The sequence below is a fragment of the Bryocella sp. genome (genome assembly GCF_058498515.1).
Genome location: NZ_JBMHYI010000063.1, coordinates 86,196 through 100,605 on the forward strand (window position 1 = coordinate 86,196; position 14,410 = coordinate 100,605).

Genomic DNA, 14,410 nt, shown 5'->3' on the forward strand with positions numbered 1-14,410 from the left:
CGACGAGAGGATTTGACGATGAGCGAAGTCCCCCCCAACGAGGAACAGCGCACTGCGGTGACGATTGTCGGCGTCACGGTCGCGGAGCGCCTGTATGCCGGCGTGGTGACGGACCACGCGCTGGAGGGCCCGCTGGTGGCGTTTCCGGAGCGGCGTCCGGGAGACGAGGAAGACGATGCCCCACTGATCGAGATGCCTGCGGACCAGTTGGCGAGCTCTATCTGCGAGCTGGTGGCCAAAGTGATGGCAGGCCGCGAGAAGGAGCTGAAGGCGGTAGGGATTTCGCTGCCGGGCTACGTGCACAACGGGGTGGTGGAAGAGGCTCCGAACCTTCCGCAGCTGAAGGGCGCACGGTTCCGCGAGGTAGTGATGGCAGGGCTGGCGAAGCTCGGCATCGAGGTGCCGGTGGTGCCCTCGAACGATGCGGATGCGATCGCGGCGGGGCTGGCCTCGCAGCATGGCAAGCTGGATAGCTGCATTCGGGTGTGGACGCTGGGCACTGGCATCGGCTTTGGGATGTACCCCTTCACCGGCGAGGTGATGGAGGGCGGGCACAGCGTGGTCACGCTGGACGACAAGGAGAACTACTGCGGCTGCGGCGGGCGGGGTCACCTGGAAGGCATCATGGGGCATCGCGCGATGCGGCTGAGGTTCCTGGACATGGAGCCGGAAGAGGTCTTCGAGGCTGCCAACAAGCGCACGGATGTGCGCTGCGTGGAGTTCAAGCAGCTGTGGCACAAGGCGCTGGCGGCGGCTACCGCGAGCTCGATCCACTTTGCGGGGGCGGGCAAGTTTTATCTCTCCGGCTACAACGTGCGATTTGTGGATCTGCCGATGCTGCGGGACTACCTGCACCAGATGGTGAAGATGAGTTCGCTGCAGAGCTATTCGATCGAGATCGTCGCGGAGGACCAGGGAACGCGGATTGTCGGTGCCGCGGTCTTCGCGGAGCACGCCGAGCTTTAGCCAGGAAGATATTTGGAAGCAAAAAGAATGGCGGCCCGTGGGCCGCCATTCTTTTTGAATCAAGCTGGATTGTGTCAGGCGCGCCTGATCCGCCGCGTGCGGCTAAGCTACCTGGGTCTGAGCGACCTTGATGGCGCGTGCGCCGCGCTTCTGAGCTGGGACCGGGACGGCCGGAGCCATGACGTTGAGGCCGAGGACGCGCCGCATGAGCGAGCGGGTGCCACCGGTGAGGCGAGCATCTTCCGGCTCGCCCGTGAGTCCCGGAGTGGAGCTGCGCAGCGATGCCACGCGCGAGGCGGAGGCTTCAGTGGCGCCATCCTGCGGCTGGCGGAGGCGCATATCCTCCGGCCGCTGCGGCGTGGCGCTGGAGCCATGTCCCGACCGGCGCCAGCTCATCGACTCAACGGTCGATTCCTGCAGGCTGGTGGGTACGTTGTTACGAAACAGAGGCATCGTTCCTTGCATTTCTATGTCTCCGAACCATGAAGCTCTTGCTGAGACACCAGTGGTTTGCGCGCTGAAGGCGCGAGGAGTGGGGTCAAGATTGAAGCTGCTTGCTGCCTTAGACCGCTTGCTGCGGCTCACCCAGAGGGGCCGTAGATGCGAGGCTAGAGACCTCGAGGATCCGAAGTCCGGGAATGCGCGGGGTGCGCCGTACAACAATACGATGAGGCCAAAGTGCTCCCCGTTGCCCGATTTTTGTGCGAAGACATGGAGAATTTTGACGGACAGAGCCAATTTGGATCAGAAACAACAAAATTTCCGGCTCATGAAACGCCCGTGCTCCTGACATTTCAGGATGGGAGCAACACCGAGGGTTAGATTTCCTGCGGGATCGTCGCTAACGCCTCGCGGAGCTTGGTCCAGGCCTGGTCGATCAACTCAGGCAGGACACGAGTCTCGGCGAGCACGCTCATGTAGTTGGTGTCGCCGTTCCAGCGCGGGACGACGTGCCAGTGGAGATGATCGACGACGCCGGCGCCGGCGGCTTCGCCCAGATTGAGCCCCATGTTGAGGGCGTGAGGCTTATAAGCCTGACGGATAGCGGTTTCGGCGCGGCGCAGCATTCTTGTCAGCTCGTCGGCGGTAGCCAACTCCAATCCCGCAAGTGACGACAGGTGGGTATAGGGGACGGCCATGACGTGGCCGCTGTTGTAGGGATAGGCATTGAGCACGAGGTAGCAGGACGGGCCACGCTCCAGGATGTTGGCGGTCCGGTCGGCTTCCAGGGGATCCATTCCCCGCTCGACGGCCCACGCGACCGCGCCCAGCATGTTGCAGAAGACGCATTGCTTGTCTCCGGACCAGGCGCGCAGCTGGGGCGGAACGCCGCGGCGGGGGTCGGTCTTCTCGCCGCCGGCGACGTAGTTGTAGCGCCATGGAGTCCAGAGGTGATCCATCTCGCAACAGTATAGGTGGGGCTGCGCAGTATGGACGATGGATAGGATGAGGCGTCAAGGCGGGCAGCGGGTTTTCAGCGGGTCGACGAGGCAATGGACGGGAACGAAACTTTCTTCTCGCGTCATGCCGGTTTTCGCACGCTTTCCAGAAGCCAGAAGATAGGTGGCCGCGTCTATTTAGCGTGAAGGCCTCGTTGTCGTTGTTCCCGTTTGCAGGTTGCGTTGACCGGGCTTGTGGCGGCTGCTACACTGTATTTGACCCCCTGTGTGCGGGACCCAGTCGCAGGCGGTTCTTCCAAGGCTTCAATTCTCGCTCCCGCTGACATCTTCGACCTGACAGCTAGCCTTCCCTTTGAAGGCGAGATGTTGTGCCGCCGAAAATGCGTGCAGTACCTGCAGCGGAGAGCCGGAGCCACTGGGTCCGGAGTCGTTTGACCGATGGCCGAGACCGACCAGATATCCAACCACGAGAGTATAGCCCTGAACACCACACTCGAAACCACGCCCGAAACTCCTGAGACGACCGCCGACACGACGGCCACCACCCCGACCGCAGGTGAGCAGCTTTCCGCTGCCGCTGAGCAGCCCACAACCGTCCCGCAGGTCACTGCGTCCGCCGAACCGGTGGAAGCTGCAGAGCCCGAGTACGACGCCGAGGATTTTGCCAAGGCGCTGGAGAGCTTTGACCGTGAGCAGGCAGCCGAAAAGGATGCAGCTCAGGCATTGACCAGCGACGAAGCAGTCGTCACCGGAACCGTCGTCAAGATCACCGACAAGCATGTGGTGATCGACATCGGTCTCAAGAGCGAAGGCCTGATCCCCCTGGAGCAGGTGCTGGATCACACGGGCGCGCCGAAGGTGGCCGTAGGCGAGTCCATTGAGGTCGTTGTCGAGCGCGAGGACACCGAGAACGGTGGCTACATCGCGAGCTACGAGAAGGCCCTGCGCCACAAGGTGTGGGACAAGCTCGAAGAGGCTTCGAACACCAAGGTTCCGGTCAAGGGTATGGTTCTGGCCCGCGTCAAGGGCGGCCTGACGGTCGACATCGGCATCAAGGCGTTCCTGCCTGGATCCCAGGTGGAGATCCGTCCGGTGCGCAACCTGGATGCGTACATTGGCCAGGAGCTCGAAGTCCGCGTCATCAAGCTGAACAAGAAGCGCGGCAACGTCGTGATCTCCCGCAAGGAGATTCTCGAGGAAGAGCAGAACGCCAAGAAGGACGTCACGCTGTCCTCTCTCGAAGAGGGTTCGGTGTTCACGGGTGTCGTGAAGAACCTGACCGACTACGGCGCGTTCGTCGACATGGGCGGGCTGGACGGCCTGCTGCACATCACCGACATGAGCTGGGGCCGCCTGACGCATCCGCGCGACCTGGTCAACGTTGGCGATGAGATCCAGGTGAAGGTGCTGAAGTTCGACAAGGAGAAGCAGCGTGTCTCCCTCGGCTTCAAGCAGCTGACGCCTGATCCGTGGCTGGACGCCTCCGAGCGTTACCCGATCGGCGCGCAGGTTCGCGGCCGCATCCTGTCGGTGACCGACTACGGTGCGTTCGTTGAGCTCGAGCAGGGCATCGAAGGCCTGGTCCACGTCAGCGAAATGACCTGGTCCAAGCGGATGAAGCACCCCTCGAAGATGGTGAAGCCGGGCGATGAGGTCGACACGATCATCCTCGCGGTGAACCCGAACGACCGCCGCATCTCGCTGGGCATGAAGCAGCTCCAGGACAATCCCTGGGAGCAGCTCGAGAACAAGTACCCCACGGGCGCCATCGTCGAAGGTCGCGTTCGCAACCTCACCGATTTCGGCGCTTTCATCGAGATCGAGGACGGTATCGATGGCCTGGTGCACGTCTCGAACCTGAGCTGGACCAAGCGCATCAAGCACCCCTCCGAAGTCCTGAAGAAGGGCGAGAAGGTCAAGGCTGTAGTGCTCGGCGTAGAGCCTGAGAACCGCCGCCTGTCGCTGGGCATCAAGCAGCTGCAGCCGGATGTGTGGGATACGTTCTTCGACCAGCATCGCGTTGGCGACGTCATCAAGGGCAAGGTTCTGCGCACGGCGCAGTTCGGAGCCTTCGTTGAGATCGCTGAGGGTGTCGAAGGTCTGTGCCATGTCTCCGAGGCTGTCGACGAGACCGGCAAGCAGATCACGCTGGAAGTCGGCGGCGAGCACGAGTTCAAGATCGTCAAGATGAACCAGGAAGAGAAGAAGGTCGGTCTGAGCATCCGCGCTGTCGGCGAAGAAGCCAGCCGCGCCGAGGTGGAGAGCTACAAGGAGTCTGTCAAGGGTCCGAAGCAGGGAGGCTCTTCCAAGAGCTCCGGCTCGAGCTCGACCACGACCCTGGGCGATCTGCTCAACTGGAAGCGCGAGGAAGAAGAGAACCGCTAAGGTTCGCTTCTCCACTAAACAAGAAAGGCCGCCTTCGGGCGGCCTTTCTGCTTTGGGGCATGGCCCCGTGGACCGATCCTGTCCCGTTCCCTCAGCGGCCAAAGCCGGAGGTGTTGCCGAGCGAGGCGGCGGGCTGAAGCCCTGCCCTGACAAAACTCCGACTCGCGGACCTCCCTAGCGTTGCAGGGCGAAGTCTTTGATGGCGACCTGGGCTCCGGCGAGCGAACGCATGCGGCCGGGCTGGATGCGCACGGTGATGGCGTCGATGCTGCGGGTGTGGAGATACGACGGCAGTGGGAAGCTGACGCTATCGTCCACTGGCAGCCGCTTCAATGGCATCGGCGAGACCAGGCTGGTCTTGAGGTATTGCTGGCCAAGCGTGGCATTCATGGCCCTGCTCTTCCCTGCCGTCTCATGCAGGATGACTTCGACAGCGATCGGGCCAGCGACGGTATCGGCGTTGGTCACGTCGACACGCAATGTGCCGCAGCAGCTCATCGCGAGAGGACGTCCGAGCTTCTGGTGCGCTTCCATGATCAGCGGGAGGTTATCTGTAGAGCGGATGCGGTTCTTCACTGGGTCGCCGCGCATCATGTGCGGCGTGGGGCCTGGATCGGCTTCGGGAGACTTGAAGTACCAGTAGGCTCCGTCGAAGGGGATGACCTGCGGCTTGCCGGGAAGGATGCTGGTGGCGTCGCTCGCGATGGGGGCGACGATGGGATGCGGCACAGGAGGATGCACGAGGATCAGACCCATGAAGCCGCTGGACTTGCCGTGGCCGAGCTGCGGCGGTCTGATGGGCCTGCTGTGCGTGTCGATATGGATGAGGCCGGCGAGGACGCTCTCCGCGTAAGTCGCCATGAAGGGCATGAGCGCAAGCACCAGCAAAAGCCACACTACGACGGAGTTCGCGGATGCGGCGCGGTTTGCGGAGCGATCGCTGGAGAGTGCATCCTGCTTGCGTTGCGGAAACCGTCGCAGCGGATATATTGCCGCGGCTCCCAGTAGGCAGCCCGCGGTCCAGGCGTGGCCCGCGGCGAGCATCGTGATCCCTAGCTCGAGCGCGAGGGCGGCGCCAGCAGCAGGCAGCAGGGTGCGCCAGAGTTCGGTGCGCTCCGGGATATGGAAGAGCGCTCGGGGCTCGGGTGCTTGTTCGAACTCAAGCTGGGCGGAGGCGTTCGCTCCTCGCCAGCGCAGGAGCAACACCGCGAAGATTGCTGTTACGGGAAGAATCAGTGAGACCCAGGGTGAGTGCTCCGCGGTGAGCAGCGCCAGCAGGGGCAGCCACACGACGACGATCCACGCGGCCCAGATAAGGGAGAGCATGAGCCGCCAGCTGGAGGCTTCGCTCTCTTCGCGGACGCGGCAGACGCTCCAGATGGCGAGAGCATGCACACCGGCGGCAAGCAGCACATAGGCTGTGGCGAGCGAGAGGATCTGTCCCCACGAATGGAGCTTGTGCGCCGGTGGGGAGCAGACGAAGCCTGCGACCAGCGCCGTAGCAACACCGCTGACTGCAAGAGGCCATGCCAAAGGAAGCGAACGCTGTTTCGCGACTGCTGCACTCATGAGGAGCCCTTCCAGGTGAAGATGCCCAGCGAGAGGAACAGCTCGATGCTGGCATAGCCGCGAGGGTGGTGGCAACAGGAATCGCTGCAGGATAAAGCACACCTCACCCGGGTGATACGCTCCCACCATGTGTGCTCTTGTTTCAGGTCTGCTCCTTTCCATCGCATCCATCGCGCTCAACGTTCCAACCCATGCCCAGCTTCCCGACGACACACAGGCAAAGGTGGAAGCGCTTGCGGCCGAGACGCTGCGCTCGACGGGAGTTCCTTCGGCATCGGTCGGTATCGTCCGTGGTGGAAGCCTGGCGTACACGCAAGCTTTCGGGCTCGCGCATGTGAGTCCGGATGTGAAGGCTTCCGCGGCGATGGCCTATCCGATTGGATCGATCTCCAAGCAGTTCACCGCGACCGCGATGCTGCTGTTGCAGCAGGATGGCAAGCTCTCGATCGACGACAAGGTCGCGAAGTATTTCCCCGAGCTGACGCGCGCGAATGACATCACGATCCGCAACCTGCTGACCATGACCAGTGGCTATGAGGACTATGCTCCGCAGGACTACATCATCCCGGCATGGCTGAAGCCCGTCGATCCGTTGGCGCTGATCCATGTGTGGGCGGAGAAGCCGCTGGACTTCGAGCCAGGCACCGACTGGCAATACTCCAACACCAACTACGTGCTTGCGGGGCTCATCGTGGAGAAGGTCTCGGGCGAGCCGCTGATGACGTTTCTGCGCGAGCGCGTGTTCACTCCGCTGAAGCTGGAAGGCGTGGTGAACACCTACACCGAGCGCGAAAAGCTGCAGGTGACGGGCTACGTCTCCTACGCGATGGCGCCGGTGCGCGAGCAGCCGCTGGAGGCCGCGGGGTGGTACCAGGGCGATGGCGATCTTGCCATGCCGGCAGCGACGCTGCTGCAGTGGGACCTTTCGATCATGAACCAGACGCTGTTGACGCCGGAGAGCTATAAGGAGTTCGAGACAGCGTTTGTGCTGAAGAATGGCAAGGACTCAGGCTATGGGCTGGGCATCGATGTGCGCATGAGGAATGGGCATCGCATGCTCGCGCACAGCGGCGAGGTAGGAGGGTTTGTCTCCGACAACGTGCTGTTCCCGGAGGACCACTTCGCGGTGGTGGTGCTGACAAATGAGGTTGCGGCTTCTGCCGCTTCAACCATCGCAAATGGCGTTGCCGGCCTCATGGTGCCGGGAGTGGCTGCACGGCAGCCTGCAAACGCAGCCGCCAGCGTGACGGCCTCTTCGAATGAGCCCGAAACTGGCGTGCTGAAGGGCTTCGGCTCCAAGCTGACTACGATCCTCAATGGCTTCGAACGGAAAAAGATCGAGCGCAAGCTCTTCACTTCCGATTGCAATGCGTACTTCGATGCAGACACGCTGAAGGACTTCGCCGCGACACTGTCTCCGTATGGACCAGTGACCGGGGCGGTGCTGAACAGAACCGCGCAGCGCGGAGGGATGACCTTTGGAGCCTATACCGTGAGTTTTGCGCATGGACCTTCGGTCATGGTGACCGTCTACATCCAGGCTGACGGGAAGATCGAGCAGTTGCTGGTGACGGGCAAGGCGTAGCGGACCCTACCGATCCTGGTGCTCTTCCCAAAGAAGGACAAGCGTCCGCAACAAGGCTCGTTCGCCGCGGGACAGCGGTGATGCTGCCTGATCCCCCGCCGATAGGCGAGGCATGTTGCGTATCGTGCGCTCGTGGCTGGCCGCTTGTCTGTTCCTCAGCGCTTCCTGTTTGGTAGGCGCGACACCGATGGCTGCAGCAAATCTGAAGCGGCCTGAGGTCCAGCAACCGCACGCGGCGGAGCCATCGGATAGCGACCCGGTGCAGGCTGCGGAGCCAACGGCTGGCGTGGGCGATGATGAAATTGGAGAGCTGCCGCCGACCGAAGGCGCGCAACTCGGAACGACCGGCACCGGGCTCGGACCAGCCGACCATCATCCTCTTCCGATGAATGGTCCGTCCGATGGGGCTCTCTGGATGTATGCCCTGAGCGGGTGCGCCGCCGTCGGGCTGGTCGCCTTCCGGACCGGGGAACCGAAGAAATAGGCCGCCTGCGGTTCTCCCGCAGGGTTACGCTGAGCGTTCTCCGGTGTGTTCTTCGGCTGCGTCAGGTTCGGGAAAGTCCGAATCGGCGTCCTTCAGCATGGGATCCTGATCGCGATGGCCGAGCTGCCCACTAAGCGAAGACTGCGACGGTGTGCTCTCAACATCGGCAGGATCGTTCTCGACTGCGCCGAGCGAAGCGTCTTCGTCGGGTTGCACCATACTGTTGGGATTCGTCATACGCGTTGCCTCCATGGCAGCTGGGGGTTGGATGGTCTGAGCAGCGGGGACGTTGGCTTGTTCGAGATAAGTCGAGCGGTCACAGCGCAAGATGGATCCACGCCAGCCCTGAATCCAGATTGACCCGGACGCCATCCGTTGTCCCGTTGAAGCGGAATTTCCCCATCTCCTAAACTTTTAGTTGACAGATGCACTTCACGCGGCTAATGTCCTAATTCATTAGGAGGTACGATGGCAGCCGGCGATGACAAGAGCGGTTTCACCAAGCTTGAGCTGGATCTGATGCAGGTGATCTGGCGGCGCGGAGCGAGCACGGTCGCCGAGGTCCAGGAAGAGCTCGACCAGGAACTGGCTTATACGACGGTGCAGACCATGCTGAACATCCTGGAGCGCAAGAGCAAGTTGCAGCGCGAGCTGCGGGGGCGAGCCTTCGTCTATAGCGCGGTGGTGAGCGAGCAGCGGGCCAATGGCAATGCATTACGGGACCTCATCGACCGCATGTTCGGAGGCTCGAGCGAGGAGCTGGTGATGAGCCTGGTGAAGTCAAAGCAGATCAACCCCAAGCGGCTGGCGAAGCTGGTGCGCAAGCTGGAAGAGGAGGAGTAATGCGGGCTTTCGAGACGCTGGTGCTCAACTATGCACTCAACGCGGCGTGGCAGCTCCCCCTGCTGTTCTGCGCCGCGTGGGCTGCGACCCGCATGTTGCGCAGCGATGGGCCAGCCACGGAACATCGTGTGTGGAGCGCGGCTCTGTTCGTTTCGGCGATCGCTCCCGCCGCCTCCTCGGCAGTGCCGGCTCTGGCTGACCTCTTCGCCTCTGTTGTCGCGCTGCTGCAGCGACATCCCGCGACCGTTGCACGCGGCAACGTTACGGTTCGCACGGGGCCAGCATGGACGCATGGGTCGCTGACGTTCACGGGACCGCTGGCGCATGTAGCTGCCGGCTTGTGCGTCGCGATCACGGCAGTCTTCGCTGCGCGGCTGCTGTGGTCGTTGCTACAGACGCGACGGCTTGCAGGCACGGCCGAACCACTGACGCTGCCCGCAGAAGCTATGGCGCGCTGGATGAAGCTTTGTGAGCTGCTGCACGTAAAGGCTCCGGCCATTGCGACAAGTTCTGCTGTGAGCGGCCCTGTGGTGCTGGGCGTCATGCGGTCCCTGCTGCTATTGCCACGTGGGTTTCTCGCCGAGTTGTCGCACGATGAGTTCGACGCGGCGATGGCGCATGAGCTTGCCCATGTGCGACGGAGAGACTTCGCGTTGCACTTGATCGTGCAGGTCGCAGCTCTGCTGCTGCGCTGGCATCCGCTGACGTGGCTGCTGCTGGCGAGGATCGAGCAATCTCGCGAGGCAGCGTGCGATGCGGTGGCCGCCGAGGCACTCCATGGTCCACAGTCGTATGCGCGCTCGCTGTTGAAGCTGGCCGCGTGGATTGGCGATCGCAACTCCAACCCTAACCCGCACGCACTCGGGCTGTTCGAGAGCGGGCCGCTCGAAAGGAGAATCATGCTTCTCACCGAACGTTCTTCCGCTCTATCCCGCCGGTCCAGCGTGCTGCTGCGTGGCGCTGCCGCAACGGTATTGCTTGCGTCCTGCGCCGCAGCGATGGCGCTGCATCTTGGTGTTGCTCCTCACGCTCCGCAGGCCACAGCACCGAATGCACCGATCAACGTGAAAGCCGGCATCATGGCAGGGCAGATCGTGACGAAGGTCAACCCGGTGTATCCGCCTGACGCGAAGGCCGCGAAGGTCCAAGGCGCAGTGGTGCTGAATGCGGTCATCGCCAAGGACGGTACCGTCCAGGTTCTTAGTGTTGTCTCCGGACCAGAGGAGTTGCAGCGGTCGGCGATGGATGCCGTGAGGCAGTGGGTGTACAAGCCTTACCTGCTCAACGGCAACCCCACGGAGGTTGAGACGAAGATCACGATCACGTATTCGCTGGCAAATTGAGTATTCCCCGGAGCCCAGGGAGCTGAATGAGAGCCGGGCGTCGGACGGCCTGATATCTGCCGACGCCTGAACTCGCTTCTGCTTTATGAAGTATGCTTGGCGGCAGTAGGTCCTTGGTTGTTGCGTTCACAGTCGGAAGGAGAAAGCATTGAAGCAGCGGCGGAACATATTATTATTCTTTTCTTTGATTACCTCACTTCCGCTATGCGCCCAAACGACGACAACTCTCCCTTCCTTGATAGCTCAACACGTAGACGACAACGCCGCGCTCAAAGCAATTTTCATTGCAGATCAACGGGACAGAGGAAACGACCCATTTGCTCGCCCGGGTGATCCGCAACCGGTCGCGCTTTCTGGCGCGGCGATCCGAAAGAATGACGACGAGCGGGACGGAGAAGTCAGGAGAATGCTGAATGAGGGCTCCATTCGGACAGGAACCGACTTTTATAGAGCTGCACTCGTTTACCAACATTCAGGGACCCCAGAGGGCTTTCTCTTAGCCCACGTACTCGCAACAGTCGCACTTTCAAAGGGCAATCAATCAGCTCTTTGGCTCTCGGCATCAAGCCTGGACAGGTATCTCATCACGATTGGCAAGAAGCAGCTTTTCGGTACTCAATTTCATGGAGTTCCCAAACCGGACACATCAAAGGACTACGAGTACGTTCAGGATCCGATAGAGCCGAATCTCTTGAATGATGTTCTTCGCGCGCAGCTTTGTGTTTCCCCGCTCGCAGCCCAGACCAAAGGCTTGCCGGGACCACCACAAGGAACGAGCTTGCATCCCTGCCCGGCAGGAGAAGAACTGCGAGCGAGAGCGTCAGCAAGCTCTCACTAGGACGCTAGCGCTTCTTGCGACGATCCTTGGTGGATCCCTTGCGGTGTTGCTTCTTCGCGGAGGGCTTGGCCTTCTTCGCTTCGCTCTTGGCGCGGCGCATGCCTGGCGCGGGAGCTCCGGTGTTGGGCAATGGCTCCGTGCCGGGGAGCAGTGCAAACTGCAGGCGGCGCTGCTGGCGATCGATGCGATCGAGCACTACTTCCACGCGTTGGCCGATGTCGAAGATGTGCCCGGAGCGCGCGCCGACGATGGTGCGGTCGGTATCGCGGAAGCTGTAGAAGTCGCCGACGAGCGACGTGATGGGCACGAGGCCTTCGATGAACATCTCGTCGAGCTCGACGAAGAAGCCGTACTTGGTGACGGAGAGGATGACGGCCTTGAAGTCGTCGCCGACCTTGTCCGCCATGAACTTCATCTTCTTCCACTCGATGAGCTCGCGCTCGGCGTCGGCGGCGCGGCGCTCGGACTGCGAACTCTCGGCCGCAATGTCCTCGAGCTCCTTCGCGGCCATCGGGCCGTTGTCTTCGATACGCGGCCTATCGAATTGCTTCCCGCCCCAGGGCTGCGGCTCATCGCCATGGATGGGCGCACCGACAGGATCCGCTCCGTCGCGCAGCATGGCGCGCAGCAGGCGATGCACGATGAGATCCGGATAGCGGCGGATGGGCGACGTGAAGTGCGTATACGCAGGCGAGGCCAGCGCGAAGTGGCCTTCGTTCTTCTCCGCATAGCGGGCCTGCTTCAACGAGCGCAGCATGAGGTAGGCGAGGATGCGCTCCTCCGGATGGCCGCTGATCTTGCGCACGAGCTTCTGGTACATCTGCGGCGTGACGGGGATGGACTCAGGGATCTCGTGGACCTGCGGTGCGCGCGCGGTGCGGCCTCGCGACGCGTTGCTGCGGCTGTCGCGACGATCGGACTTCATCGTCATCTTCTTTACGGGAAGGTTGCCGATGCCGAGCGATTGGCCGAACTGCGAGGCGGTCTCTTCAAACTCGACGACGCGCTTGGGATCGGGCGTCTCATGGATGCGATAGATGGACGGGATGCCCTGAGCTTCGAGCCAGTGCGCGACGCACTCGTTGGCGCTGAGCATGAACTCTTCGATGAGGCGATGCGACCAGCCGCGCTCGGAACGGACGATGGCCTTCATGTTGCCATCAGGATCGAACTCGACGATGGGCTCAGGGAGATCGAAGTCGATGGAGCCGCGGCGTACACGCTTGGCGTTGAGACGCAGCGCGAGCTCGAGCATTTCATCGAACGCCGCAGGCAGGTAGGGGTGTTCGAGGCCGACACGCTCGCGCTCGGCGCGGTCTTCGGCGGAGGGCTCTGGGATGACGCGGCGGGCGTGTTCATGCGAGCCACGCAGCTCACCGGCGTTGAGGCAGTGCTGCACGGTGGTGTAGGTGCAACGGCGTGCGCTGCGGATGATGCCTTCCGCCAGGCGATAGGCCGCGATGTCTCCGCGGGCATCGATTTCCATCACGCAACTGAGGACCAAGCGATCTTCATTCGGAAGCAGCGAGCACATGCCGCTGGAGAGCTCGTGCGGCAGCATGGGCACGGCGCGATCTGGAAAGTACACGCTGGTGCCGCGCGTGCGGGCCTCGGTATCGAGCATGGAGCCAGCGAGGACGTAGTCGCTGACGTCGGCGATGTGGACCTGGAGCTCCGTGTGGCCGTTCGCCAGCGGGCGCACGAGGACGGCGTCATCGAAGTCACGCGCGGTCTCACCATCGATGGTGACGATGGGCAGACCGCGGAAGTCCTCACGCAGGGCTAGCTCTTCGGGATCGAGCGTGGCGGGACCGTACCCCGCTCGCTCGCGGGCCTCTGTTAATACGTGGGCCGGAAAGGCATGCGGGATGTGGTGCTTGCGGATGACGATCTCGACGTCAACCCCGAAGGCGTCAGGAGGACCGAGCACCTCAATCACTCGGCCGCGCGCGGGTTTGCCGGCCGAGGGAAAGCTCGTGACCTCGACGTCGACGGCCAGACCCTCGAGCGACCAGCGCGAGTCGTTCTCCCACGCAGAAGCCTTGGCTTCATCGCCGAGGGTACGGTGGGGTGAGTCGGGGGACTGCTGAATGACTTCCGCTCCCTCAGGAATCACGATGGGGCCACCGAGCCGCTCATCGATGGGATGAACGATATTCTCGCGGGCTCCGATGCCGGCCCAATCCCCGTTCCGACCGCCGGCACGAGCGTAGCGGAAGATGCCCACGATGGTGGGGTTGCGGCGGGTGAGCACGCGCGCGACGCGGCCGGAACGGCGGCCATCGCGGCCGGGAGGGGCCTCGTCGACCAGCACCACATCGCCCTGCATGGCGCCGTTGATCTCGTTGGGAGGGATGAAGATGTCGCCGGTTGCGCCTGGCGGGCCGCTGCCGGGATCGGCGCGGACGAAGCCGAAGCCGTCACGATGCAGGTCGAGGCGGCCGCTCACCAGGCGCTCGCGACTGGAGCGGGCAGTGTCCTCGAAGCCGGCCCACATGCCAGCGCCGGTGCGGAGCTTGCGGCCAGGATAGGGTTCGCCGGAACTGCGCGCCGCGGGGCCGGCAGCGTCGGGTTCGCGGCGGGGCAGAGCCCACGCCTCGTCGTCGACGCGGATCAACTCGCCGCGGGCGACCATGCGGGTGAGTTGCTCAAGCAGGAGCCGGCGCTCGCGCCCTCCGCCGAGTCCGAGCTCGCGGATGAGCTGCTTGTACCCAGCCCTGCCACCGGCGGAACGGCCGATGCGGGCGGCCAGATCACGGTCGCTGCGGGGATAAGGACTGCGGGCCATCTGTCCCGAGGATACCCTTCGGGCGGCCTTTTGGACGGGTTTGGTCGTCCGGGAGGCACCGGCCCTTTTTTATATCGCATCAGGGTATTTTTCCCAAATCGGTTGGCGTTGGGGGACTTACCCAGGTTGAGAGAGTGTCTCAAAACGGGAAATCGAAGCAGCGCAGAGGTCTTAAGGTGCACGCCTAAGGCATGTTACCTCAGTAACCT

The 14,410-nt window shown here is 62.7% G+C and carries 12 protein-coding genes; 7 read left to right on the forward strand and 5 right to left on the reverse strand.

The window, feature by feature from the left end; all coding sequences use genetic code 11:
- The first annotated feature begins 18 nt into the window (after nucleotides 1-18).
- Nucleotides 19-966: an ROK family protein gene (locus AC5E6W_RS18400; RefSeq protein ID WP_491753789.1), complete on the forward strand. Its 948-nt coding sequence runs from the start codon at nucleotides 19-21 to the stop codon at nucleotides 964-966.
- A 102-nt stretch (nucleotides 967-1,068) separates the two neighbouring features.
- On the opposite strand, the gene AC5E6W_RS18405 is transcribed toward AC5E6W_RS18400, so the two are convergent.
- The gene (locus AC5E6W_RS18405; RefSeq protein ID WP_491753790.1) at nucleotides 1,069-1,419 is read right to left on the reverse strand and encodes a hypothetical protein; all 351 of its coding nucleotides are present in this window, start codon (nucleotides 1,417-1,419) and stop codon (nucleotides 1,069-1,071) included.
- Between the two features lie 365 nt (nucleotides 1,420-1,784).
- Nucleotides 1,785-2,366 (reverse strand): HIT family protein, encoded by a 582-nt coding sequence (locus tag AC5E6W_RS18410; RefSeq protein WP_491753791.1) that lies wholly within the window; start codon nucleotides 2,364-2,366, stop codon nucleotides 1,785-1,787.
- A gap of 438 nt (nucleotides 2,367-2,804) precedes the next feature.
- Here AC5E6W_RS18410 and AC5E6W_RS18415 point away from each other — a divergent pair, with 438 nt between their 5' ends.
- On the forward strand, nucleotides 2,805-4,751 hold the full coding sequence (locus tag AC5E6W_RS18415; protein WP_491753792.1) for a 30S ribosomal protein S1: 1,947 nt from the start codon (nucleotides 2,805-2,807) through the stop codon (nucleotides 4,749-4,751).
- A 174-nt stretch (nucleotides 4,752-4,925) separates the two neighbouring features.
- On the opposite strand, the gene AC5E6W_RS18420 is transcribed toward AC5E6W_RS18415, so the two are convergent.
- Entirely contained in the window at nucleotides 4,926-6,320 is a 1,395-nt protein-coding gene (locus AC5E6W_RS18420) for a hypothetical protein (RefSeq protein WP_491753793.1), read from the reverse strand.
- Nucleotides 6,321-6,447: 127 nt separating this feature from the next.
- Between AC5E6W_RS18420 and AC5E6W_RS18425 the strand changes: the two genes are divergently transcribed.
- Nucleotides 6,448-7,905 (forward strand): serine hydrolase domain-containing protein, encoded by a 1,458-nt coding sequence (locus AC5E6W_RS18425; protein WP_491753794.1) that lies wholly within the window; start codon nucleotides 6,448-6,450, stop codon nucleotides 7,903-7,905.
- 187 nt (nucleotides 7,906-8,092) lie between these two features.
- A complete protein-coding gene (locus AC5E6W_RS18430; RefSeq protein WP_491753795.1) occupies nucleotides 8,093-8,389 on the forward strand; it encodes a hypothetical protein in 297 nt (98 codons plus the stop codon).
- Between the two features lie 24 nt (nucleotides 8,390-8,413).
- On the opposite strand, the gene AC5E6W_RS18435 is transcribed toward AC5E6W_RS18430, so the two are convergent.
- Nucleotides 8,414-8,626, reverse strand: coding sequence for a hypothetical protein (locus AC5E6W_RS18435; RefSeq protein ID WP_491753796.1), 213 nt, complete (start codon nucleotides 8,624-8,626; stop codon nucleotides 8,414-8,416).
- Between the two features lie 231 nt (nucleotides 8,627-8,857).
- Between AC5E6W_RS18435 and AC5E6W_RS18440 the strand changes: the two genes are divergently transcribed.
- The 3 genes from AC5E6W_RS18440 to AC5E6W_RS18450 all read left to right on the forward strand — a co-directional run bounded on the left by AC5E6W_RS18440 (nucleotide 8,858) and on the right by AC5E6W_RS18450 (nucleotide 11,413).
- Complete coding sequence (locus tag AC5E6W_RS18440) at nucleotides 8,858-9,232, forward strand: BlaI/MecI/CopY family transcriptional regulator (RefSeq protein WP_491753797.1); 375 nt, start codon at nucleotides 8,858-8,860, stop codon at nucleotides 9,230-9,232.
- Nucleotides 9,232-10,575 carry a M56 family metallopeptidase gene (locus tag AC5E6W_RS18445; RefSeq protein WP_491753798.1) on the forward strand — a complete coding sequence of 448 codons (1,344 nt, stop codon included), beginning with the start codon at nucleotides 9,232-9,234 and terminating at the stop codon, nucleotides 10,573-10,575. The genes AC5E6W_RS18440 and AC5E6W_RS18445 overlap by 1 nt, the downstream gene beginning before the upstream one ends.
- Nucleotides 10,576-10,723: 148 nt before the next feature.
- Nucleotides 10,724-11,413 (forward strand): hypothetical protein, encoded by a 690-nt coding sequence (locus tag AC5E6W_RS18450; protein ID WP_491753799.1) that lies wholly within the window; start codon nucleotides 10,724-10,726, stop codon nucleotides 11,411-11,413.
- Nucleotides 11,414-11,417: 4 nt separating this feature from the next.
- Here the strand turns inward: AC5E6W_RS18450 and AC5E6W_RS18455 are convergent, their stop codons facing one another.
- Nucleotides 11,418-14,201 carry a ribonuclease R family protein gene (locus tag AC5E6W_RS18455; protein ID WP_491753800.1) on the reverse strand — a complete coding sequence of 928 codons (2,784 nt, stop codon included), beginning with the start codon at nucleotides 14,199-14,201 and terminating at the stop codon, nucleotides 11,418-11,420.
- Nucleotides 14,202-14,410: the final 209 nt, after the last annotated feature.

What these genes read in the sequence shown, in the direction of transcription:
- AC5E6W_RS18440 (WP_491753797.1), top strand. Translation starts at nt 8,858, where the DNA reads ATGGCAGCCGGCGATGACAAGAGCGGTTTCACCAAGCTTGAGCTGGAT.
- AC5E6W_RS18415 (WP_491753792.1), top strand. Translation starts at nt 2,805, where the DNA reads ATGGCCGAGACCGACCAGATATCCAACCACGAGAGTATAGCCCTGAAC.
- AC5E6W_RS18405 (WP_491753790.1), bottom strand. Translation starts at nt 1,419, where the DNA reads ATGCCTCTGTTTCGTAACAACGTACCCACCAGCCTGCAGGAATCGACC.
- AC5E6W_RS18400 (WP_491753789.1), top strand. Translation starts at nt 19, where the DNA reads ATGAGCGAAGTCCCCCCCAACGAGGAACAGCGCACTGCGGTGACGATT.
- AC5E6W_RS18410 (WP_491753791.1), bottom strand. Translation starts at nt 2,366, where the DNA reads ATGGATCACCTCTGGACTCCATGGCGCTACAACTACGTCGCCGGCGGC.
- AC5E6W_RS18435 (WP_491753796.1), bottom strand. Translation starts at nt 8,626, where the DNA reads ATGACGAATCCCAACAGTATGGTGCAACCCGACGAAGACGCTTCGCTC.
- AC5E6W_RS18455 (WP_491753800.1), bottom strand. Translation starts at nt 14,201, where the DNA reads ATGGCCCGCAGTCCTTATCCCCGCAGCGACCGTGATCTGGCCGCCCGC.
- AC5E6W_RS18425 (WP_491753794.1), top strand. Translation starts at nt 6,448, where the DNA reads ATGTGTGCTCTTGTTTCAGGTCTGCTCCTTTCCATCGCATCCATCGCG.
- AC5E6W_RS18420 (WP_491753793.1), bottom strand. Translation starts at nt 6,320, where the DNA reads ATGAGTGCAGCAGTCGCGAAACAGCGTTCGCTTCCTTTGGCATGGCCT.
- AC5E6W_RS18445 (WP_491753798.1), top strand. Translation starts at nt 9,232, where the DNA reads ATGCGGGCTTTCGAGACGCTGGTGCTCAACTATGCACTCAACGCGGCG.
- AC5E6W_RS18430 (WP_491753795.1), top strand. Translation starts at nt 8,093, where the DNA reads ATGGCTGCAGCAAATCTGAAGCGGCCTGAGGTCCAGCAACCGCACGCG.